This window comes from Paraburkholderia sp. CI2, from assembly GCF_014201055.1.
In the GTDB taxonomy this organism is placed as follows: domain Bacteria; phylum Pseudomonadota; class Gammaproteobacteria; order Burkholderiales; family Burkholderiaceae; genus Paraburkholderia; species Paraburkholderia tuberum.
In genome coordinates, this window is the sequence record NZ_JACHDL010000007.1 from 36,863 (window position 1) to 57,753 (window position 20,891).

Annotated in this window: 23 protein-coding genes, 1 tRNA gene and 1 pseudogene; 9 read left to right on the forward strand and 16 right to left on the reverse strand. The window is 62.4% G+C overall.

The features are described from left to right. Positions 1-7: 7 nt before the first annotated feature. The 5 genes from cydX to rpoH form a co-directional block, all read right to left on the reverse strand. Positions 8-124, reverse strand: a complete 117-nt coding sequence (gene cydX, locus HDG32_RS12150) for a cytochrome bd-I oxidase subunit CydX (protein ID WP_184067013.1) — start codon at positions 122-124, stop codon at positions 8-10. Between the two features lie 36 nt (positions 125-160). Beyond that, complete coding sequence (gene cydB, locus HDG32_RS12155) at positions 161-1,297, reverse strand: cytochrome d ubiquinol oxidase subunit II (RefSeq protein WP_184067015.1); 1,137 nt, start codon at positions 1,295-1,297, stop codon at positions 161-163. 34 nt (positions 1,298-1,331) lie between these two features. Further along, complete coding sequence (locus HDG32_RS12160; RefSeq protein WP_184067017.1) at positions 1,332-2,924, reverse strand: cytochrome ubiquinol oxidase subunit I; 1,593 nt, start codon at positions 2,922-2,924, stop codon at positions 1,332-1,334. Further along, positions 2,914-3,174 (reverse strand): cytochrome oxidase putative small subunit CydP, encoded by a 261-nt coding sequence (gene cydP, locus HDG32_RS12165; RefSeq protein ID WP_018419327.1) that lies wholly within the window; start codon positions 3,172-3,174, stop codon positions 2,914-2,916. The genes HDG32_RS12160 and cydP overlap by 11 nt, the downstream gene beginning before the upstream one ends. Before the next feature lie 416 nt (positions 3,175-3,590). Then, positions 3,591-4,526, reverse strand: a complete 936-nt coding sequence (rpoH, locus tag HDG32_RS12170; protein WP_090802918.1) for an RNA polymerase sigma factor RpoH — start codon at positions 4,524-4,526, stop codon at positions 3,591-3,593. Between the two features lie 355 nt (positions 4,527-4,881). On the opposite strand from rpoH, the gene HDG32_RS12175 reads away from it, so the two are divergent. Beyond that, positions 4,882-5,454 (forward strand): acyloxyacyl hydrolase, encoded by a 573-nt coding sequence (locus HDG32_RS12175; protein WP_184067019.1) that lies wholly within the window; start codon positions 4,882-4,884, stop codon positions 5,452-5,454. 41 nt (positions 5,455-5,495) lie between these two features. Beyond that, complete coding sequence (locus HDG32_RS12180) at positions 5,496-5,879, forward strand: nuclear transport factor 2 family protein (RefSeq protein ID WP_008921685.1); 384 nt, start codon at positions 5,496-5,498, stop codon at positions 5,877-5,879. A gap of 185 nt (positions 5,880-6,064) precedes the next feature. On the opposite strand, the pseudogene HDG32_RS12185 reads toward HDG32_RS12180, so the two are convergent. Then, positions 6,065-7,051, reverse strand: a pseudogene (locus tag HDG32_RS12185) (2-isopropylmalate synthase); the annotation flags it as partial. A 381-nt stretch (positions 7,052-7,432) separates the two neighbouring features. Then, a complete protein-coding gene (gene ybiB / locus HDG32_RS12190; protein ID WP_184067021.1) occupies positions 7,433-8,404 on the reverse strand; it encodes a DNA-binding protein YbiB in 972 nt (323 codons plus the stop codon). A gap of 222 nt (positions 8,405-8,626) precedes the next feature. On the opposite strand from ybiB, the gene HDG32_RS12195 reads away from it, so the two are divergent. Further along, complete coding sequence (locus HDG32_RS12195) at positions 8,627-9,325, forward strand: fumarylacetoacetate hydrolase family protein (RefSeq protein ID WP_184067023.1); 699 nt, start codon at positions 8,627-8,629, stop codon at positions 9,323-9,325. Positions 9,326-9,359: 34 nt separating this feature from the next. Further along, positions 9,360-10,004: a maleylacetoacetate isomerase gene (gene maiA / locus HDG32_RS12200; RefSeq protein WP_184062501.1), complete on the forward strand. Its 645-nt coding sequence runs from the start codon at positions 9,360-9,362 to the stop codon at positions 10,002-10,004. A gap of 112 nt (positions 10,005-10,116) precedes the next feature. On the opposite strand, the gene ftsY is transcribed toward maiA, so the two are convergent. Next, positions 10,117-11,265, reverse strand: a complete 1,149-nt coding sequence (ftsY, locus tag HDG32_RS12205) for a signal recognition particle-docking protein FtsY (protein ID WP_184067025.1) — start codon at positions 11,263-11,265, stop codon at positions 10,117-10,119. 250 nt (positions 11,266-11,515) lie between these two features. On the opposite strand from ftsY, the gene rsmD reads away from it, so the two are divergent. After that, positions 11,516-12,130 carry a 16S rRNA (guanine(966)-N(2))-methyltransferase RsmD gene (gene rsmD / locus HDG32_RS12210; protein WP_184067027.1) on the forward strand — a complete coding sequence of 205 codons (615 nt, stop codon included), beginning with the start codon at positions 11,516-11,518 and terminating at the stop codon, positions 12,128-12,130. Between the two features lie 100 nt (positions 12,131-12,230). Beyond that, entirely contained in the window at positions 12,231-12,740 is a 510-nt protein-coding gene (gene coaD, locus HDG32_RS12215) for a pantetheine-phosphate adenylyltransferase (RefSeq protein WP_062125937.1), read from the forward strand. Between the two features lie 492 nt (positions 12,741-13,232). Here coaD and HDG32_RS12220 read toward each other — a convergent pair whose 3' ends face one another. Next, positions 13,233-13,580 (reverse strand): winged helix-turn-helix domain-containing protein, encoded by a 348-nt coding sequence (locus HDG32_RS12220; protein ID WP_184053954.1) that lies wholly within the window; start codon positions 13,578-13,580, stop codon positions 13,233-13,235. Positions 13,581-13,817: 237 nt separating this feature from the next. Here HDG32_RS12220 and HDG32_RS36360 point away from each other — a divergent pair, with 237 nt between their 5' ends. After that, a complete protein-coding gene (locus HDG32_RS36360; RefSeq protein WP_260336438.1) occupies positions 13,818-14,198 on the forward strand; it encodes a hypothetical protein in 381 nt (126 codons plus the stop codon). 87 nt (positions 14,199-14,285) lie between these two features. Here the strand turns inward: HDG32_RS36360 and HDG32_RS12230 are convergent, their stop codons facing one another. Next, positions 14,286-14,948 (reverse strand): hypothetical protein, encoded by a 663-nt coding sequence (locus tag HDG32_RS12230; protein WP_184067029.1) that lies wholly within the window; start codon positions 14,946-14,948, stop codon positions 14,286-14,288. Between the two features lie 160 nt (positions 14,949-15,108). Between HDG32_RS12230 and HDG32_RS12235 the strand changes: the two genes are divergently transcribed. Together HDG32_RS12235 and HDG32_RS12240 are read left to right on the forward strand one after the other, a co-directional pair. Continuing rightward, on the forward strand, positions 15,109-15,807 hold the full coding sequence (locus tag HDG32_RS12235; RefSeq protein ID WP_260336439.1) for a hypothetical protein: 699 nt from the start codon (positions 15,109-15,111) through the stop codon (positions 15,805-15,807). A 33-nt stretch (positions 15,808-15,840) separates the two neighbouring features. Beyond that, positions 15,841-16,098, forward strand: coding sequence for a YfhL family 4Fe-4S dicluster ferredoxin (locus HDG32_RS12240; protein WP_090802933.1), 258 nt, complete (start codon positions 15,841-15,843; stop codon positions 16,096-16,098). Between the two features lie 78 nt (positions 16,099-16,176). On the opposite strand, the gene hisC is transcribed toward HDG32_RS12240, so the two are convergent. The 6 genes from hisC to ispE form a co-directional block, all read right to left on the reverse strand. Beyond that, positions 16,177-17,256, reverse strand: coding sequence for a histidinol-phosphate transaminase (gene hisC / locus HDG32_RS12245; RefSeq protein ID WP_184067031.1), 1,080 nt, complete (start codon positions 17,254-17,256; stop codon positions 16,177-16,179). Between the two features lie 50 nt (positions 17,257-17,306). Then, complete coding sequence (gene pth, locus HDG32_RS12250) at positions 17,307-17,912, reverse strand: aminoacyl-tRNA hydrolase (protein ID WP_090802935.1); 606 nt, start codon at positions 17,910-17,912, stop codon at positions 17,307-17,309. A gap of 148 nt (positions 17,913-18,060) precedes the next feature. Further along, on the reverse strand, positions 18,061-18,678 hold the full coding sequence (locus HDG32_RS12255) for a 50S ribosomal protein L25/general stress protein Ctc (RefSeq protein ID WP_184067033.1): 618 nt from the start codon (positions 18,676-18,678) through the stop codon (positions 18,061-18,063). 163 nt (positions 18,679-18,841) lie between these two features. Further along, on the reverse strand, positions 18,842-19,798 hold the full coding sequence (locus tag HDG32_RS12260) for a ribose-phosphate pyrophosphokinase (RefSeq protein ID WP_008921698.1): 957 nt from the start codon (positions 19,796-19,798) through the stop codon (positions 18,842-18,844). Between the two features lie 62 nt (positions 19,799-19,860). Then, positions 19,861-19,937, reverse strand: a tRNA-Gln gene (locus HDG32_RS12265). A 52-nt stretch (positions 19,938-19,989) separates the two neighbouring features. Further along, complete coding sequence (gene ispE / locus HDG32_RS12270) at positions 19,990-20,871, reverse strand: 4-(cytidine 5'-diphospho)-2-C-methyl-D-erythritol kinase (protein ID WP_184067035.1); 882 nt, start codon at positions 20,869-20,871, stop codon at positions 19,990-19,992. Positions 20,872-20,891 lie beyond the last annotated feature (20 nt).

Sequence of the window (20,891 nt, forward strand, 5' to 3'; positions counted from 1 at the left end):
GTGGCGCCTAGCGAGTCCCCCGCTTTGCCGAGCGCGCCGCCTCGCGCGATTCGAGCCACATCACATTGATGACACCGAACGCCAGCGCGACGCCAACGTCGAGAATCCGGCTGAAATACCACATCGCCAACTCCTGTTTTCTGTTGCAGCGTCGTGCCGGTCAATACATCGAATGGTGGTTTTCCTTGATCGCCGCGGCGGTCACCTTGCCGCGCATCACGCGATACACCCAGCCCGTATAGAGCAGGATGATCGGCAGGAACACGATGACGACGAACAGCATGATCTCGAGCGTCATGCGGCTCGACGTGGAATCCCACATGGTCAGGCTGCTGCGGCCGTCGAGTGACGATGGCATGATGAACGGGAACATCGAGAAGCCCGCGGTCAAGATCAAGCCGACGATCATCAACGACGTCGACAGAAACGCCGTCGCCTCGAAGCGCGAACGCGCGAGCAGCACCGCGAGCACCCCGCCGAGGAGACCCGCGAGCGGCGCAATCGCCATCCACGGGTAGAGCGCGTAGTTGTTCAGCCACAAACCCGGCGCGCCGATCACGGTCTTCATCAACGGATTGGAGACGGCGTCGAGCGGCGGCGCGTCGACGATCTGATAGCCGCCGATCATCGTCGCGACGAGCGCGCCCGCGACGAGAAACAGCACCACCGTGCACAGCGCCGCGAGCCGCAGCGCCGTCGACGCGCGCTCGTGAACCACCCCATCGGTCTTCCACTTGACGAACGCGGCGCCGTGCGCGGCCAGCATCGACACGCTGACGAGTCCCGTCAGCAGCGCAAACGGATTGAGCAGGCCGAAGAAGCTGCCGTGATAGGTGACGCGCAGATCGGTATCGAACGAAAACGGCACGCCTTGCAGCAGATTGCCGAACGCGACACCGAACACCAGCGCCGGCACGAAGCCGCCGATAAAGAGGCCCCAGTCCCACGCGTTGCGCCAGCGCGGATCCTCGCGCTTGCCGCGATAGTCGAAGCCGACCGGACGGAAGAACAGCGCGAACAGCACGAGCAGCATCGCGAAGTAGAATCCCGAGAAGGATGCCGCGTAGGCGAGCGGCCACGCGGCGAACATCGCGGCGGCCGCGGTCACGAGCCAGACCTGGTTGCCTTCCCACGTCGCGCCGACCGTGTTCACGACGATGCGTCGCTCGGAGTCAGTGTTGGCGATGAACGGCAGCAGGATCGCCGCGCCCATGTCGAAGCCGTCGGTGAGCGCGAAGACGATCAGCAGTACACCTATCAACACCCACCAGATCAGTCTGAGAACTGCGTAGTCCATATGGGTTTCTCCTCCGGGGCGGTGCAGCGGTGCATCATGCGGCCGTGTTCGACAGTGGCTGCGTCACCGGCTGTCCGATCTCGTGGTGATAGCGGCCCGTATGCAGCGACGAAGGGCCGAGCCGCGCGTACTTGAACATCAGCATGATCTCGATGACGAACAGCCCCGTGTAGAACAGCACGAAGCCGCCGATGCTCAGATACAGATCGCGCGGCGTCAGCGTCGACGCGGCCAGGTTGGTCGGCAGAATGCCCGCGATGCTCCACGGCTGGCGGCCCATTTCCGCGACGATCCAGCCGAGCTCGGCGGCGAGCCACGGCAGCGGAATCGCGATGACCGCCCAGCGCAGAAACCAGCGGCGCCTTTCGAGCAGCAACGTGCGCTGCGCGCAGAACCAGAAGGCGAGCACGAAGGTCGCGAGGAACAGCAGGCCAAGGCCGACCATCATGCGGAACGAGAAGAACACTGGCAACACCGGCGGAACCGTGCTTCTTGCCGCCGCGGCGATCTGGTCTGGCGTCGCGTCGATGACGTTCGGCGTGAACCGCTTGAGCAGCAGGGCGTAGCCGAGATCGTCCTTGTACTTGTCGAACTCCGCATGCTCCTCGTCGCTGGAGTCGCCGCCCTTTAACCGCTGCAACGCCGAATAGGCGAGCATGCCGTCCTTGATGCGACCTTCGTTTCGGGCGATCAGGTCGCGCAGGCCGACCACGGGTTCGTCGAGCGAGCGGGTCGCGATAATGCCGAGCGCGTACGGCACACGGATCGCATAGTCGGTGCGTTGCTCTTTCTGATTGGGGATGCCAAATATCGTGAACGGTGCCGGCGCGGGCGCGGTCTCCCATTCGGATTCGATCGCGGCGAGCTTGATCTGCTGGACTTCACCGGTGCGATAGCCGGATTCGTCGCCCAGCACGATCACGCACAGCGCCGACGCGAGGCCGAAGCCGGCGGCGATCGCGAACGAGCGCAGCGCGAACTCGGTGTCGCGGCGCTTCAACAGATACCACGACGACACGCCGAGTACGAACATCGCCGCGGTCACGTATCCAGCTGATACCGTGTGCACGAACTTGACCTGTGCAACCGGGTTGAAGATCACCGAGCCGATGCTGTCGAGCTCCATGCGCATCGTCTGATAGTTGAACTTCGCGCCGACCGGATTGTTCATCCAGCCGTTGGCAATCAGAATCCACAGCGCCGACAGGTTCGAACCGAGCGCGACACAGAACGTGACGATCAGATGCTGGATTTTTGACAATCTGTTCCAGCCGAAAAAGAACAGACCGACGAACGTCGATTCGAGGAAGAACGCCATCAGCCCTTCGACGGCGAGCGGCACGCCGAAAATGTCGCCGACGTAATGCGAGTAATAAGCCCAGTTGGTGCCGAACTGAAACTCGAGCGTGAGGCCGGTCGCGACGCCCATTGCAAAGTTGATGCCGAACAGCTTGCCCCAGAACTGCGTCATGTCCTTGTAGATCTGCTTGCCGGTCATCACGTAGACCGATTCCATGATGACGAGCAACCAGGCGAGACCGAGCGTGAGCGGCACGAACAGAAAGTGATAAAGCGCCGTGATGGCGAACTGGAACCGCGACAGTTCTACGACTTCGCTAACGGGCATGTTGATCACCTCGAGACGGATGCGGGGCGGGCACCGACAGCAGCGCCTGCGCGACCTGCTCAGGCGGCAGCATCATGTGCTGCGCCTGTGGATGATTGAAGAATGTGTACTTGAGCGCCATCAGTAGCACGAACTTGATGGCGAGGATGATGGCGATATCGCGCGCCAGCGTTGGACCGCGCACCCACCTGGTGAACCGGCCGCGCAAGCGCGACCGGACGGTGCTGCTGCGATTCAGGGCTATGGTCATGATCGGTCGAAGACGACTTCACGCCGGTGAGTCCGGCTGGATCCAGACCGCCCTGGCCGTCAGGCAGTCTGGCAGTCTGGCGAATGCATGCCGATTGTAGGAGGTGAACCTCGCGCGCTCAGGTTTAGCCAGGCGGCAACACGTCGCGAAACTTGCCGCGTCTATGCAGTATTGCTACCGGACTTGCGATACGTCAAGAAACGCTTACCGGCCTCGACAGGCCGGCTTGCGGATAGGCCGACGCGAAGCGCGGCCGCGGGGACGCAAGAAAGGGCGAAAAGAATGAAAAAGCCCCGCCGTCTTGCGAGGGCGGGGCTTGAGCGCGATGGTCGCTAAATGGCGCGACCGATTAACGCGTGTCGTTTTAACCTATGTCATGGGCGGGACACAATTGACGCGCGCATGGCTTCGACGCTTTACGCGTATTCGGTCAGCGCGCCGCGCATCTTCTTCATCGCGCTGGCTTCGATCTGGCGGATACGTTCGGCCGAGACACCGAACTCGTCGGCCAGCTCGTGCAACGTCGAGCCGCCCGAGCCATCGTCGGCCACCTTCAGCCAGCGCGCTTCGATGATGCGGCGGCTGCGCGGATCGAGCGCGTCGAGCGCGCTTGCGATGCCGTCGCTTTGCAGCCGGTCGCGCTGACGCGAAGCCAGCACGGCAGTCGGCTCACTATGCGAGTCGGCCAGATAGGCGATTGGCGCGTACGACTCCTCGCCGTCTTCGACCTGACCTTCGAGCGCGATATCGCCGCCCGACAGACGCGTCTCCATCTCCGCGACCTCTTCGCGCTTCACGTTCAGCTCCTTCGCGAGACCGTCGATCTCGTCCGGCGTGAACGCGCCAAGCCCCTGCTTGTGGCTGCGCAGGTTGAAGAACAGCTTACGCTGCGCCTTGGTGGTGGCGACCTTCACCATGCGCCAGTTGCGCAGGATGTACTCGTGGATCTCGGCCTTGATCCAGTGCATCGCGTATGACACGAGGCGCACGTTTTGCTCGGGATCGAAGCGCTTGACCGCTTTCATCAGGCCGATGTTGCCTTCCTGGATCAGATCGGCGTGCGGCAACCCGTAACCGAGGTAGTTACGCGCGATGGAAACGACGAGTCGCAGGTGCGACAGCACCAGGCGGCGCGCAGCCTCCAGATTGTCGTGTTCGCGCAACTCGGTGGCGAACTGGCGTTCCTCCGCCGGCGTCAGCATCGGAATCCGGTTGACCGCCTGGATGTAGGCGTCGATGTTGCCCAGGTGACCGGACAGCAGCGAGGAATGCGAGAGCGCCAGTGCACCTGCCGGAGCGGCCTTAGCCGACGACGGGCTCAAAGTACTCGGAAGGGTCATTGCATGGCTCACGTGTGAAGCTCCTTTGGAATCAGACAATAACGGACTCAGTAAACGACTCCAGCGATGGATGTTAGCACTCAGATCTGCCGAGTGCTAATACTTAGAGGTCGCAGGGGCATCCGAGTTCCCGAAAATCCTATTGAGTTTTGACTTCTGATAGCCATATTACGCTCTATTTGCGTTGCGCGTTGGACCTGTACAAAGTACCGCCCGGAGCGGTTGCAGGCTCATGTTTGACTGACATCGTCCCGTTTTTAAAGAGAATAATTGCTGGTCATGGGCATTATCTGGGAAATACTTGCTCCTGAATTCGCGCTTGGAATAAAGGGGGCGCTCGCTTAATACTCGGCAGTATGGGGGGCGGATGAACAGGCAGAATCTTGTGGTGCGTGGGCTTACTCTAAAAAGCACGTTTGCCGTTCTGCTCGTTCTGCTGTTGGGTGCGGCGGGCGCGTCCCAAGCTGAGCAGTTCGGCGTGCAGGTGGCCGCCGGCGTCGGCGACCATCACGTCAGGACGCTCGATCTCGGCGTGGTCTGGGATCCAAACCTGACCTGGTGGCAGATCGGCGACTGGCATTTCGCGCTGCTCGGCGAGGCGCATGTCGCGTGGTGGCACACCAATGAAGGAAACGTTCACGACGACATCGGCGAGATCGGCGTGACGCCGGTGATCCGCTTGATCAGGTCGTCGGGTTCGGTGCGGCCATTCATCGAGGTGGGTGCCGGCGTCCGGCTGCTGACCAGCCCGCGCATTTCTTCCGACTTCACGTTGGGCACCTCGTTCCAGTTCGCCGAGATGGCGGGCGTCGGGCTGCAGTTCGGCGCTCGTGAGCAGTATGTCGCCGGCTACCGCTTCCAGCATGTCTCCAATGGCGGTATCAAAGAGCCGAATCCTGGTATAAATTTCAGCCAGCTATATTTGCAATATCACTTCTGACCGTGGCCGCCTGCGGCTCGCGGTGTTCGAGGGGCTCTGCAATGGCGGCAAAGATGATCGAAGCGATTCGCGGGCTCGAGCGAGAGCGTTTTCGCGCGATGGTCGATGGCGATGGGCAGTCGCTCGACACGCTGCTCGCGGACAACGTGAGCTACGTCCATACGAATGGCAAGCGCGAGACGAAGCGGCAGTTCATCGACGGGATCACCGCGGGGCGCCGTCGTTATCGGCAAATCGAGGTGCAGTCGCAGGATGTCTTGCCGGCCGGGCGCGAGACCTACGTCGTCACGGGCCGCGCGCTGATCGAGATGGAGGCGAACAACGGCGCGCTCCTGTTTCCGATTGCCTATACCGCGATTCACACGCACGAAGACGGGCAGTGGCGACTGATCGCGTGGCAGGCGACCCGTTGCGCGCTCGAGTGAGATTCTCATCGGGCGGGCGCGCCTCGTGAGCGCGTCTTCAGCGGCGGCGGAATGCGGGTGTGCATTCCGCTGCAGCAGGCTCGAGGCCCAACGCGAATTCACGCGGTCGCGCATTCGCCAGCTTTGTCGCGGCGCTCGTCTACATCGGCATCCGCGTCGCGCGCCTCGCGCGTGCCGCGCATCGCTACCTGTCCCGCATACGGATGCCGCGCCGCCACCAGAAGCCGCGTGCAGCGTTCCGCCACGCGCCTGATCGTCGCGAGATCCGAGAAATCGAGACCGCTGTCGATACCCATCGCGTCGAGATTCATCGCGACTGTGACGAGATCGACGTTGCCGGTGCGCTCGCCATTGCCGAACAGACAGCCTTCGATGCGATCCGCGCCCGCCAGCAGCGCGAGCTGCGCCGCGGCCACGGCGGTGCCGCGATCGTTGTGCGGATGCACCGACAGCACGATGCTGTCGCGGTAACCGAGGTTGCGATGCATCCATTCGATCTGGTCGGCGAACACGTTCGGCGTGGCCGCTTCGACGCTTGCCGGCAGGTTGACGATCATCTTGTGATCGCGCGTAGGCCGCCACGTTTGCGCGAGCGCGTCGCACACCTCGCGCGCGAACGGCAGCTCGGTCGTGTTGAAGGTCTCGGGCGAGTACTGGAAGGTCCAGCGCGTGCCCGGCCGCGCCTGCGCGTGTTCCTTGATGAGGCCCGTGCCTTCGACGGCGAGCGCCTTGATCTCATCTTTCGACTGCTGGAACACGATGCGCCGGAACGACGGGCAGATCGCGTTGTACAGATGCACGATCGCGCGCGGCGCGCCTTCGAGCGCGTCGAACGTGCGTGCGATCAGCTCCGCGCGCGACGGCACGAAGACTTCGATCGTGACGTCGTCGGGAATGCGCCGCTCGTCGATCAGCTTGCGCACGAAGTCGAAATCGGTCTGCGACGCCGACGGAAAGCCCACTTCGATTTCCTTGAAACCGATCGCGACCAGCATCTCGAAGTACTCGAGCTTCTGCGCGGCGTTCATCGGTTCGATCAGCGCCTGATTGCCGTCGCGCAGGTCCGTGCTCATCCAGACGGGTGCGGCGCCGACCGTGCGACTCGGCCATTTGCGGCCGGTCAGCCGGACGGCGGGAAAAGGGCGGTACTTTTCAGCGGGATTGCGCAACATGGTGAGGTGCCTCATTCGTGGTGTCGTCGGCGGAGGGTGGGGACGTCGAGCGGTTGGCCGACTGTTCACGCATGCACGCTGCGGATGCTGCCCATGCAACGTACATGTGATCCTCTCGCATCGTCCGCGCGGTAAACGGACGAATGCAAACGACGACAGGTTGTGGAGAACTACGACGGGGGTGAAGCGAAACTGCGGGAACTACGGGGAGGACCGCCGACGACAACCGGAGCTGCCAGCGCGCGGCGCTACGCGAGACTTATGCCAGGCGTAGCGATAGGGGCCGCGCCAGGCGGCCGGAGATAATTCGGAGGGTGTTCGGAAGGGAACGCATGAGGCCAAATGTATGACGGCGTGCGTTGGCCGGTCAACCCGCGGCCGTCAGGCCGCCGTCTTCGCGATGTCGACGATCAGCTCGACCTGCCGCTCGAGCGCGCCAGGCACCGGCGCTTCGCCGCGCAGCACGGCGTCGATCCAGGCGGCCGTGGTCGCCGCGTCGCGCGCTTCGGGCAGCTCGACTTCGGGCGCATCGGACGACGAGCGCTCGTGCGGCAGCCGCGTCTCGCAGATGCCGTCATGCAGCCAGTCGACCTGCACCTGGCGGCGCGTATCGGCGACCGCCTCGCCTTCGGTGCCGCGCGCGAGCAGCGCACCGCCGACGGCCGCATCGGGATGCGTGACGAACAGCTGAGTGAGACTGTCGCGATACGGCGGATGCGTGTAGTTCACGAGCCGCAATCCCGCGGGCGCGAACGGCTGCAGCAGCTTCACGAGCGTATGCGTCGAATTGCGCACGCCCATGCGCCGGCGCAGCGCGAGCAGGCGCGCGAGCTTGGGCGCCAGTACGTCGATCGAGGCGAACGCGACGCGGCGCTCCGCAAGTCCAGCTTCGATCTGCGTGTGCGACTGCGCATGGGCGATGCGCAGATGTGTGAAGATTTCCGCGCTCGTCACCCGACCCAGATCCTCGGTGACGCCGTGTACCAGCACCGGCACGCCTTCGCGGGCGAGCAGCAGCGCGAGCAGCGGCACGAGGTTCGGCTGCTTGCGCGCGCCGTTGTACGACGGAATCGACACCGGCCGAAACGCGCCGTGCGGCAGCCGCACCGGCTCGAACGACGTATGCGCGGCGGCCAGCATCGCGGCGAGTTCGTCGGCGGTTTCGCCTTTCACGCGATACGCGAGCAGCACCGCGCCGAGTTCGAGATCGTCGACGCGGCCGTCGAGCATCGCGGTGTAGAGCGAGCGCGTGTCGTCGGCGGTCAGCGCGCGGGCGCCATTCGGGCCGCGGCCGATTTCCTTGATGAATCGGGCCCAGGGGAAGGGAGAAGTGGTATCGGTGGAGTCGGTCATCGTGCGCAAGAGGCGGGTGGCGTGCCGCGCCTGGCGGTTCGCTACGCCATTCGGGGAACAGTTCGGTGTGAGTATCGCATCTATGGCGAGCGGGCGAACAGCAACGAAGCGGGCACGCAGTGGCGCGCGACGGGCCGCCTGACACGCCCCCGCGCCGTGCCGCGGGTTACACTCGATGTCTCTTGCCGCCTCGGCGGCGCACATCGGAAAACGGAGAACGGGATGAGTTACGTATTTGCACCCGCACCGCAGGTCGCGGTGCCGGTCGTGGGGTCGGGCGAGCAGTTCGCGGTGCGCCGCATCTACTGCGTGGGGCGCAACTACGAGGCGCACGCGCGTGAAATGGGCCACGACCCGGACCGCGAGCCGCCGTTCTTCTTCACGAAGCCGGCCGATGCGATCGTGTACGTCGCGCCGGGCACGACCGGCGAATTCCCGTATCCGTCGCAGACCAGGAACGTCCATTTCGAAATGGAAATGGTCGCGGCGATCGGCGAGGGCGGCAAAGACATCCCCGTCGACCGCGCGCTCGACCACGTCTACGGCTACGCGCTCGGTCTCGACATGACGCGCCGCGACCTGCAAGGCGAAGCGAAGAAAATGGGTCGTCCGTGGGATACCGCCAAGGGCTTCGATCACTCGGCGCCGCTCGGCCCGATCCATCCGGCTTCGACGGTTGGTCACATCGGCAAAGGCGAGATCTGGCTGTCGGTGAATGGCGAGGACAAGCAGCGCGCGGATGTGTCGCAGCTGATCTGGTCGGTGGCCGAGACGATCGCGTATCTGTCGACGCTGTTCGAACTGCGGCCTTGCGACCTGATTTTCACCGGCACGCCGGAAGGCGTCGGCGCGGTCGTGAAGGGTGACCTGATGAAGGGCGGCGTGGACGGGCTCGGCGAGTTCAGCGTGCGCGTCGTCTGAGACGGCTTGCGTGCAGGTGGAGGAGGCAGACAACATGAAGCTCTACAGCTATTTCCGTAGCTCGGCGTCGTATCGCGTGCGCATCGCGCTGAACGTGAAGAACCTGTCGTACGACTACGTACCCGTGCACCTCGTGCGCGAAGGCGGCGAGCAGCTGAAGCCCGCGTATCGCAAGATCAACCCCGACTGCATCGTGCCGACGCTCGCCGACGGCAGTCATTTGCTGCCGCAGTCGCTCGCGATCATCGAGTATCTCGAGGAGACGCATCCCGAGCCGCCGCTGCTACCGAAGGCACCGCTCGATCGCGCGTATGTGCGCTCGGTGGCGCTGCAGGTCGCGTGCGAGATTCATCCCCTGAACAATCTGCGCGTGCTGCGCTATCTGAAGCACACGCTGCGAGTCGACGACGACGCGAAGGACGCGTGGTACCGGCACTGGATCGACGCGGGCTTCGCGACGCTGGAGACGCATCTTGCCGGCGACGCGCGCACCGGCAAACTGTGTTTCGGCGACGCACCGACACTCGCCGACGCGTGCCTGATTCCGCAGGTATTCAACGCGCAGCGCTTCAAGGTCGACACCGCAAAGTTTCCGACGATCCAGCGCATCTACGATCACGCGATGCAACTCGACGCGTTCGCGCGCGCGGCGCCGGGCGTGCAGCCGGACGCGGAGTGAGCCCGGGATCGCTGACACGTCGAGGGCAGCTTGAAACGAAAAAAGGGCGCTCCGCTGAGTGCCCTTTTCCTTTGGTTCGCCGCGAGCGCCGAGCGCCGCAACGATCACGCGATCAGCCGCCCAGTAGCGCGTCCGAGAACTCCTCCGCGCTGAACGGCTGCAGGTCCTCGACCTTTTCGCCGACGCCGATGAAATACACGGGAATCGGCCGCTGCCGCGCGATCGCCGCGAGGATGCCGCCCTTCGCGGTGCCGTCGAGCTTGGTGACGATCAGGCCGGTGAGCCCGAGCGCGTCGTCGAACGCCTTGACCTGTGTGAGCGCGTTCTGGCCGGTGTTCGCGTCGATCACGAGCAGCACTTCGTGCGGCGCGCCGTCCTGCGCCTTGCCAATCACGCGCTTCACCTTGCGCAGTTCTTCCATCAGATGCAGTTGCGTGGGCAGCCGGCCGGCCGTGTCGGCCATCATCACGTCGATCTTGCGCGCGCGCGCGGCGCCGACCGCGTCGAAGATCACCGCGGCCGGGTCGCCGCTTTCCTGCGCGACCACGGTCACGTTGTTGCGCTGGCCCCAGACGGCGAGTTGCTCGCGCGCGGCGGCGCGGAACGTGTCGCCGGCGGCGAGCAGCACCGATTGGTCAAAGCTCTGCAGATGCTTCGCGAGTTTGCCGATGCTCGTGGTTTTGCCCGCGCCGTTGACGCCGGCGATCATCATCACGAGCGGCTGCGCGCGGCCGAGCATCAGCGATTTTTCGAGCGGCTTGAGCAACTCGACGAGCAGCGTGCGCAAGGCGGTTTTGACCTGCAGGGGGGCCGTCAGGCGTTCGCCGCGCACTTTTTCGTGCAGCGCTTCGAGCAGGAATTCGGTCGCCTCGACGCCGGCGTCAGACATCAGCAGCGCGGTTTCGAGTTCCTCGTACAGGTCCTCGTCGATCTTCGTGCCGACGAAAATGCCGGTCAGGTTCGAACTGGTTTTCGCGAGGCCGCTCTTCAGACGCGTAAGCCACGAGCGCTTCGCGCCGGCATCCTGCACGGGCGGCGGGACGATTTCGACGGTGTCGAGCATGGTGTCTGGCGGCTCGGGCTGCGGGTCGATGATCGCCGTGGCCACAGGAACGGGGGGCGCGGTAGGCTCGATCGGTTCGGCGGGCGCAACGGGCGCGGCCTCGGCCTCGGGTGCCGCGCCGTCTTGCGCCGCCAGCGATTCGTCTGCGGCGGTATCGGACTCTTTCGAGCCCTTGAATCGTTTGAAAAAGCTGAACATGATCTGACGTATGGGAGAGCGCGCCGATGCGCGCAGCCGGCACGGGACCGGCGAAGCGGTGGGCAGCGCCGGGATGCGAAAAGGCGGGGCGCTGGCAGCCGCACATTTTATCAGGCGTGCCGCGGCGCGTCGTATCGGCCGCTCGGCCAGGCTGGACGCGCGCCAACCCTGTGGTAACGTGAGCGCTCCGGCCCGCGCGCATCGACGCCGCAGGCGTGTTCATCACCTAGCTGAAACTGCACGATACTGGATGCCTCGTTTAGCACCTTCACGCGCCGCTGGCGCTTCGTCCAAAAGTGGCAAACCGCATGCCATTCGCATCATCGGCGGCGACTGGAAACGCACGCCGCTGCCCGTGCTCGATCTGGACGGCTTGCGCCCGACGCCCGACCGCGTCCGCGAAACGCTGTTCAACTGGCTCGGCCAACGTCTGGACGGCCAGCACTGCCTCGATCTGTTCGCTGGTAGTGGGGCGCTCGGCTTCGAGGCCGCGTCGCGCGGCGCCGCTCGCGTGCTGATGGTAGAGCGCCATGCGCGCGCTGCCGGCCAGTTGCGCGCAAACCAGCAGCGGCTCGATGCACGCATGATCGAAATCGCCGAGGCGGACAGCCTGCGTCTTGCGGCGAGTCTCGCGCCAGGCTCGTTCGACGTCGTGTTCCTCGACCCGCCGTTCGATGCCGACCTGCTCGGCAAGGCGCTCGCGGTGGCCGTGCCGCTCGTGCGCGCCGACGGCTATCTTTATGTCGAGGCAGGCGAAGCGCTCGAACCGGCCGCTCACGAGCCACTGTCAGGCTGGGAACTCGTGCGGCAGGGCAAAGCGGGCGCTGTGCACTTTCATTTGCTGCAGCGCGAAAATAAGGAATAATGCGCGTTCCAAAAAAGGGCCGGGCGGTTTATCGTCATCCGCGCCGGTGCGAAATGCGTCGCCCGGACGTGCCCTTTTGTCTGAAGAGAGGAGAAGTCTCATGGTAGTCGCCGTGTACCCGGGCACGTTCGACCCGCTGACGCGCGGTCACGAAGACCTCGTTCGGCGCGCGTCGAGCATTTTCGACACGCTGGTGGTGGGTGTGGCCGACAGCCGTGCCAAGAAGCCGTTTTTCACTCTCCAGGAGCGCCTCGCGATTGCGCATGAGGTGCTCGGCCACTATCCGAACGTCCAGGTGATGAGCTTCAAGGGACTGCTGAAGGACTTCGTGCGGACCAACAACGCGCGGGTGATCGTCAGGGGGCTGCGCGCGGTGTCGGACTTCGAGTACGAGTTCCAGATGGCGGGCATGAACCGTTATCTGCTGCCCGACGTCGAGACGATGTTCATGACGCCGTCCGATCAGTATCAGTTCATCTCGGGCACGATCGTGCGCGAGATCGCGCAATTGGGCGGCGACGTCAGCAAGTTCGTGTTCCCGTCCGTCGAAAAATGGCTGAAGGAGAAGGTCGCTTCGCTGGATCCGCAGGACGGCGCTCAGGGGACCTGAGCCTGAGTCGCGCGAATGCCGGTTTTGACGGATCAAGACCGGCCAGGCCTCGGTGATCGGCGCCAGGTGCATCGGTCGGCTGTTCCAAGTAATGTTGGCGAGCCGTATTGGCGGCGAACGTCAATCCTGTCGTTATGCACGGGCATCGGTGTATTCGATGGTTCGCGCAAGCTGCGATGTCAATGATGATGCGAAGAACAAGAATTGTCTCTTCATCGCAAACGGGGCGATCATCAATAGTCACGCCGGCTTGTCAGGTTTCTACGGGACCCTATCCGGAAAACGTCACGGGCGTGGGCAATCGATATACCTTTGTCCAATTCGCCGAGTATGAACTGACGAAGCGTACCAGTACGGTACGATGGACTTCAACAGGGTGACAGGTGCCGCGTACGTGGAATTGCCGGAGCGGAGCAACCAGACGGGCATTGCAAGAGGAATGAGGAGTTTTTCCTAACCGGATAGTGCCGGCTTAACCGAAGCAGAACAATGTCAGCTTCCCTTCGCAGCTTTCGTGAACGCCTCGGCAAGTTTGTCGAAGTGCCGGAGGGCCGCGGGCGTCAGCTCGACCTGTTTGCGGCGAGCGTCTTCGGTGTCGTTGAGCAGGAGCCAGCCCTTTTCGCGCATTGACGTGATACGGGCATGCAAGGTAGCCGGCGACCCCAGCGCACTTTGGGCCATCATGTCTCGAACCGACAGGCGTTCGTTTTTTTGCCTCATGCGAGCAACGAACTCCAGGATCTTTTCTTCGAGCGGATCGAGCGCGGGAAGTGAGGGAAGACCTCGCAGTGCTTCGGTCAATTGAAGAAATCGAAGATAGATATCAGCAGGGCGGCTCATGACCATCGCTCCAACGAAAACGCCGCTCACCCGAGCGCGGAAAGCGAACCTTGATGCCCTGCGACGACCGGGCTTCCCTATTTTATCTCCATGTCCAGCTTACGTTTGGGTTTGCTCCCGGTCGCGGGCACGGCCATCGCGTTCGCGCTGTCGCTCTGGATCAACCAGGAAGTCTTCACACACATCGAGTTCGTCCGGGGCGAGAACTGAATCTACCTGCCGTCAGGAGTCAGAGTATTGAGCACCTTGCTTCTGGGGGGCGATGGCGCAATCGGCTTGCTATTAGCGAGCTGGCTCGTCGACCTCTTCTATTTCTTCCCGCACGCCCCTGTGCGGTCAATCGGCGGCGGAATCATCGCTACGGTGGCGCCGTATGCGGTGTATCGCCAAAGCTTCTTCTTGATGTGTGGCGGCGATTCGTCCGGCGCGCTCAGCGTACGGCCTCGTACTCTTTTGCACGGGTATAAAAGGAAAAAGCAGGTTGAGCATGGGCTTTTGCCGTTATGCAACCGATCAAACGTAACCGACCGGTCGGCGCGAGCCAGAAAACCGGTCGGTCCGGACAGCGCGTTCCACGCGAACCATTTCTCTCAGGTGTGGCCGTTACAAAAACTATAACGATAAAGTTGCGCGTTGGCAAGGTTCGTGGGGGTGATCAACTCGAGCCGTCGCTGGAGGACGATTGGCTGCTTTCCGAAGGCGGATTCAACCGGTCGATGCAAAACCAGGATCGTCGATCAAGTGGCGAAGGCTGTAGGGCGCTACGTGCTCGTAGAGGATCGGCCAATCTACCGCGAGTAGCGGAATAGTTGGGTCTTTCCGACACCAGTACGCAACAAACCGCGCCCAGCCCCCGAGAAACATTCCGTTGCCAGAACTCAGCAGACACGGAGGGCGAGCGACAGGCGGAACCAGCATCCGCGGCATTCCCGCCGCCAGGGTTTCAAGGGCGTCCGACGATTCGTGTAACGCCAGCAGACTGTCCTCGGCATCAGACAGGTATCGACGTACTTCTTCTGCGACGCATGTGCTGCGAAGTTCCAGGTAAGAGGCGCGGACTTCATCAAGTACTGAAGTGGGCACACGCGAATAATTGGAGCCACCCAGCCTTTCCAAAGCAGCGCGCCTGACGAAGTCAGGAAGCGCCCCCAACCTTGTTTCGCAGCCGAGCAACGCATCTTGAAAGACGGGATAGCACGCGAGCCATGCAGCAGGCGGGCGGCCTACTGGTCGGCGTGCCGATAGCCACCGGTTCGTCCGGATAGCGCGTTCCGTTCCAGCCTGTTCTCTCAGGTTCATCGCTATAAAAAGCATATCAATCTGGACGCGGCTCTGCATGCTTGTCGAGCCGGGCATAAAGCTATACATGGGTTTTCGGTCGCGTCGCGCAGAACTTGAGGGCCTCGCGAAATTTTTTCCGTGAGCGTCACGATATCTGTGACTGAAAGCCTGCTGCTTGTGCTCGCGGAACGCCATACGGGCACGCTATGATGCATTCGGCAAAAGCAACCGAGGATGGCTCACCGCAATGTCTAGCTTACGTTTGCATTTTTGGTCGATCGCTGGGACCCTGATCGCGTTCCTGGCGTCGCTGTGGATCAATCAGGAGGTGTTTACGCACACGTCTTTCGTGCGAGGCGTCAACTGGATTTTCCTGCCGTCTGGTGTTCGGCTTCTCAGCACGTTGCTGGTTGGGTTCGATGGTGCACTCGGCCTGCTGCTTGCCGGACTGATTACAGACTTTCTGTACTGGTTTCCGCATGACCCGGTGCGTGCAATAGCAGGCGCTTTGCTTGGGTCACTGGCACCGTATCTGGTCTACAGGTTTGCGCTCGAGTATTTCGATCTGCGCGCATCGCTGACGAACCTGACGCCGAAGCGGCTGCTTGTTCTGGCTGTCGCCTATTCGGGAGCAAATACGCTGTTTCACCACCTGTGGTTCGCGCTGGCCGGTACGACGAAGAACTGGTTCGAAAGCTTCTTCACGATGTTTGTGGGTGATCTGGCCGGCGCGCTAATCATCCTGTATGTGATGAAGGCACTGCTGGCCCTGTTGCCGAAACAGCCCGGCAATTCCCGCGTGTCGAATGGCATGTTCAGCATCCAGTTGGCGTTGAACAGCGCATACGCCAACCAGTTTGCGACGAAGGCTACCTGGCCGAGAAGCGCAGCCGTCCATGACCCCGGCGTGGGATTGCACGGCCGTGCGGGGGCGAAAAAGCTATAATGTATTGTTTTCTCTAGCAAAGTTGGTGGCGGCATGGCCCTGATGATTACCGACGAGTGCATCAATTGCGACGTCTGCGAGCCCGAGTGCCCGAACGACGCGATTTCGATGGGCCCGGAAATCTATGTGATCGACCCGAAGAAGTGCACCGAGTGCGTCGGTCATTTCGACGAGCCGCAATGCATTCAGGTGTGTCCGGTCGAGTGCATTCCGCGTGACCCGAACCACTTGGAAACGCCCGAAGGTTTGATGGCGAAATATCACGCGTTGCAGGCCGCCAAGGGCACCTGACGTTTGCGGGAGACGCGCAAAAGAAAACGGCGAAGGCCTGCGGGCCTTCGCCGTTTTCTTTTGGGGGCGGCGTTTCCGTTATCCGACGTAAGCGCTGAAAATGCCGCGCAAAGCGTCGAGCAGTATGTCGCATTCGGCGTCGGTGCCGACCGAGATCCGCAAATGCTGGTCGATGCGCGGCGCGTTGAAATGCCGCACGAAAATTTCCTGTTGCCGCAGCCGCGACGCGAGCGTCGCCGCGTCGTATCCCTCATGCCGCGCGAACAGCAGATTCGCCGCCGATGGCACCACCTCGAAGCCGAACGCGGTCAATTCCGCCGCAAGCCGTTCGCGGCTCGCGATCACCTTCGCGCAGCATTCGCGAAACCACGCGTCGTCTTCGTAGGCGGCGGTGGCCGCGACTTGCGCGAGGCGGTCGAGCGGGTACGAATTGAAGCTGTCCTTCACGCGATTGAGCGCATCGATCAACGCAGGATCGCCGAACGCAAAGCCGACGCGCATGCCGGCGAGCGAACGCGACTTCGACACGGTCTGCACGACGAGCAGATTCGGATAGCGCGCGATCAGCGCAATCGCCGACTCGGCGCCGAAGTCGACATACGCTTCGTCAATCACCACGACCGAATCAGGATGGCTCGCGACGAGGCGTTCGATTACCGCGAGCGGCAGCGGCCGGCCGGTCGGCGCGTTCGGATTCGGAAACAGGATGCCGCTGTTGGGCACCGTGTAGTCGTCGACGTTGATCGCGAAGCTGTCGTCGAGGGGGATGGTCCGGTAGTCGACCTCGAACAGCTTCGCGTAGGTCGGATAGAAGCTGTAAGTGATGTCGGGAAACAGCAGCGGCTTGTCGTGCTTGAGCAAGGCCTGGAACGTTAGCGCGAGTACCTCGTCCGAGCCGTTGCCCGCGAACACCTGCTCGGCGCGGATGCCGTGATAGGCGGCGACCGTTTCGCGCAGCTTGCGTGCGCTCGGATCGGGATAGCGGCGCAGTGCGTCGGCCGCGTCGCCGAGCTCGCGGCGGATCGCGTCTAGCACGCGCGGCGACGGCGGATACGGATTCTCGTTGGTATTCAGCTTCACCGGATGCGCGAGCGCGGGCTGCTCGCCCGGCACGTACGGCGTCAGACGGTGAACGATGTCGCTCCAGTAGCGGCTCAAGCGATTCTCCTTGCGGGGCCGATTGCGGGTGTCGATGAGTGTGGCGCGCGTCAGCTGTTGTTGCGATGCAGTTGCATCATTGCGCGTTCGAGCTCGCCCTTGATGATCTGCGGCATCACCGCGAGCGCGCGTTCGATCGACGCGTCGATGACCTCCTGCTCTTCTCGCCGCGGCGGCTTCAGCACATAGTTCGCGACGTCCGGCTTCGCGCCGGCGCGCGCGCTTTCGGGAATCAGATCGCGCGGATGGCCGATGCCGATCCGCAGCCGCCAGTATTGCTGCGACGACAGATGCGCGCTGATGTCCTTCAGCCCATTATGCCCGCCGCTGCCGCCGCCGAGCTTCAGCTTGACGCTGCCGGGTGGCATGTCGAGCTCGTCGTGCGCGACGAGGATCTCGTCGGGAAGAATCTTGAAGAATTGCGCGAGCGCGACGACCGATTGACCAGAGCGGTTCATGTAGGTTTGCGGCTCGAGCAGATGCACTTCCTCGCCATGCAACCGCGCTTTCGCGTAAAAGCCGTGAAAGCGCCGCTCGTCGCGCAGCGCGGTGCCGGCCTCGCGCGCGAGTTGATCGACCAGCCAGCAGCCGGCGTTGTGACGCGTCGCGGTGTATTCGGCGCCCGGATTGCCGAGCCCGACGATCAGCTTGATCATGATTGCGTGAGTCCACCAAGTCCGGAAGTGAAACGTACCGGACTAGAAAAGCCGAAAAAAAACCCGCCAGGGCGAACCTCGGCGGGTCACATCGACCGTTTCATAGGAAACGGATCGAGAGGATTGCTTGCTTCGAACCGGAAGGCTCTTAAGCAGCCGGCGCTTCGCCACCTTCAGCAGCAGCAGCGTCTTCAGCGATTGCGCCAGCCGGGATCGTTGCAGCAGCGACCACCGGGTTTTCCGCGTCGACGTGGGCCACGAGCGCCACACCTGCCGGCAACGGGATGTCCTTCGCGTGAACCGATTGACCTGCTTCGATCTTCGCGAGGTCGACTTCGATGAACTCCGGCAGTGCCGACGGCAAGCACTCGATTTCGATTTCGTTGAGGATGTGCGAGATCACCGCGCTCGACAGCTTCACTGCCGGGTTGGTTTCCTGGTTCAAGAAGTGCAGCGGCACCTTGGTGTGCAGCTTCTTCGTCGCGTCGACGCGCTGGAAGTCCACGTGCAGCACGAGCTGACGGAACGGGTGGTATTGCACGTCGCGCAGCAGAACCTGTTGCGACTTGCCTGCCACTTCCAGATCGAGGATCGACGAGTGGAAAACTTCTTTCTTCAGCGCGTGCCACAGGGCGTTGTGATCGAGTTCGATCAGTTGCGTGTCAGCGCCGGCGCCATAAACGATACCCGGGGTCTTGCCCGAGTTACGCAGGCGGCGGCTCGCACCCGTACCTTGCAGGGAACGCTCGAAAGCGACTACTTTCATGTTGAATCTCCAATGCACTGCCCGCGACCAGGCAGTAAAAACAGGGCCTCGAAGCCGTAATGGCTGAGGCCCAGGATAGCGGCAAGAACCTTCGTTCGTTCATGCCGATTGTGCAAAAACGCCGCGTGTCGCATGAAGCGGTACGCGGTGTCTTCGCAAATGCTTAACTCTCAGCGAACAGCGACATCACCGAATCGCCGCGGCGGATGCGCGAGAACGTTTCGGCGAGCAAACCGGCGCTCGTCAGCGAACGGATCTTCGCGCACGAACGGGCTTCTTCGCCGAGCGGAATCGTGTCCGTGACAACGAGTTCGTCGAGTGCGGAAGCGGCAATACGCTCACCCGCGCCGCCCGACAGAACCGGGTGGGTGGCGTACGCGAATACCTGCTTCGCGCCGCGTTCCTTCAGAACCTGCGCGGCCTTGCACAGCGTGCCAGCCGTGTCGACCATGTCGTCCATGATCACGCAGGTGCGGCCTTCGACTTCACCGATGATGTTCATCACTTCGGCGACGTTCGCCTTCGGGCGACGCTTGTCGATGATCGCGAGATCGCAATTGAGTTGCTTCGCCAATGCACGGGCGCGGACCACACCGCCGACGTCCGGCGAAACTACCATCAGGTTGTCGTAGTTCTGCTTGCGCAGATCCCCGAGCAGCACGGGCGTTGCGTAGATGTTGTCGACCGGGATGTCGAAGAAGCCTTGAATCTGGTCGGCGTGCAGATCCATCGTGATGATCCGCTCGACGCCGGCGATTTCCAGCATGTTCGCCACGACCTTAGCCGAGATGGCGACGCGCGCCGAACGCGGGCGACGATCCTGACGGGCATAACCGAAGTAGGGGATGGCTGCGGTGATCCGGCCTGCGGATGCGCGCTTGAGCGCATCGACCATGATCATCAGTTCCATCAGATTGTCGTTAGTCGGCGCGCACGTGGATTGCAGGACGAAGACATCCTTGCCGCGCACGTTTTCCTGAATCTCGACTTGGATTTCACCGTCCGAGAAACGGCTAACCATTGCTTTGCCGAGGGGAATACCGAGGTTTTTGACGACTTCCTGTGCAAGCGCGGGATTTGCGTTGCCAGTAAAAACCATCAGGCCGTCATGGCTGCTCATCGTGCACCTACTTCAGGCTGGGGGCGGGAGAAATGCGAACTACAGCGAACTACGAGAATTTTTGGCAGGGGAGAAAGGATTCGAACCTTTGCATGCCGGAATCAAAATCCGGTGCCTTAACCAGCTTGGCGACTCCCCTACACTAACTTTGAGCTCCGTCGAACGTGGAGTTTCGTTCGACGATGCAAAACTTATGACGCGAAAGCAAAGAGTGGATGCTGATCCAAGCCCGCTGCTACTGCACTGTTCCACTCGCCGGGCAGTTTGGCTTGCGCCGCTTCTGCTTCAGCTTTGCTACGGAACGCTGCAAAAACACTGGCACCCGATCCGGACATCCGCGCTGGCGCGATGCTTTCAAACCACCGCAACACTTGCGCTACTTCCGCGTGCTTTCCTACGACAACCTGCTGCATGTCATTCCGGCCGAAGCTTTCTGGCCACTCAGTGTTGCAGCTGAGTTCTGCGGGAAAGTCCGTAACTATGAGGGGCTTTGTATCTCTTGTCAACGCTTTTTCGGAAAAAATCGCTGCAGTCGGAACCTGCACCCTCGGCGTCACTACCAGGAAGTGACGCGGCGGCAATTGTACAACGTCCAATGATTCTCCGACACCCTCTGCAAACGCATTTTTTCCAAATACGAAGAAAGGCACGTCCGCGCCGAGTTTCAACGCAAGATCCTGCAACTCCTGACGTGGCAGATCGAGCTTCCACAGGCGATTGAGCGCGAGCAGCGTCGTCGCCGCATCGGAACTGCCGCCGCCGAGGCCCGCGCCCATCGGCAGGCGCTTGTCGATTTCGATATCGACGCCTTCGCGGGAGCCCGTATGTACCTTCAGCAACGTCGCGGCGCGTACGGTCAGGTCATGCTCGGGTGGCACGTCGGCGATGTCGGTGCGGCGTGTGATGAGACCGTCGTCGCGTCGCGTGAAGTGCAGCGTGTCGCCCCAGTCAAGCAACTGGAAGACCGTCTGCAGCGTGTGATAACCATCCGGCCGACGGCCGGTGATGTGCAGGAAGAGATTGAGTTTCGCTGGCGCGAGACAGTCGCGCAGCGAATTGGTTGTTTCGATCATGAGTGAAGGCTACATGCGCC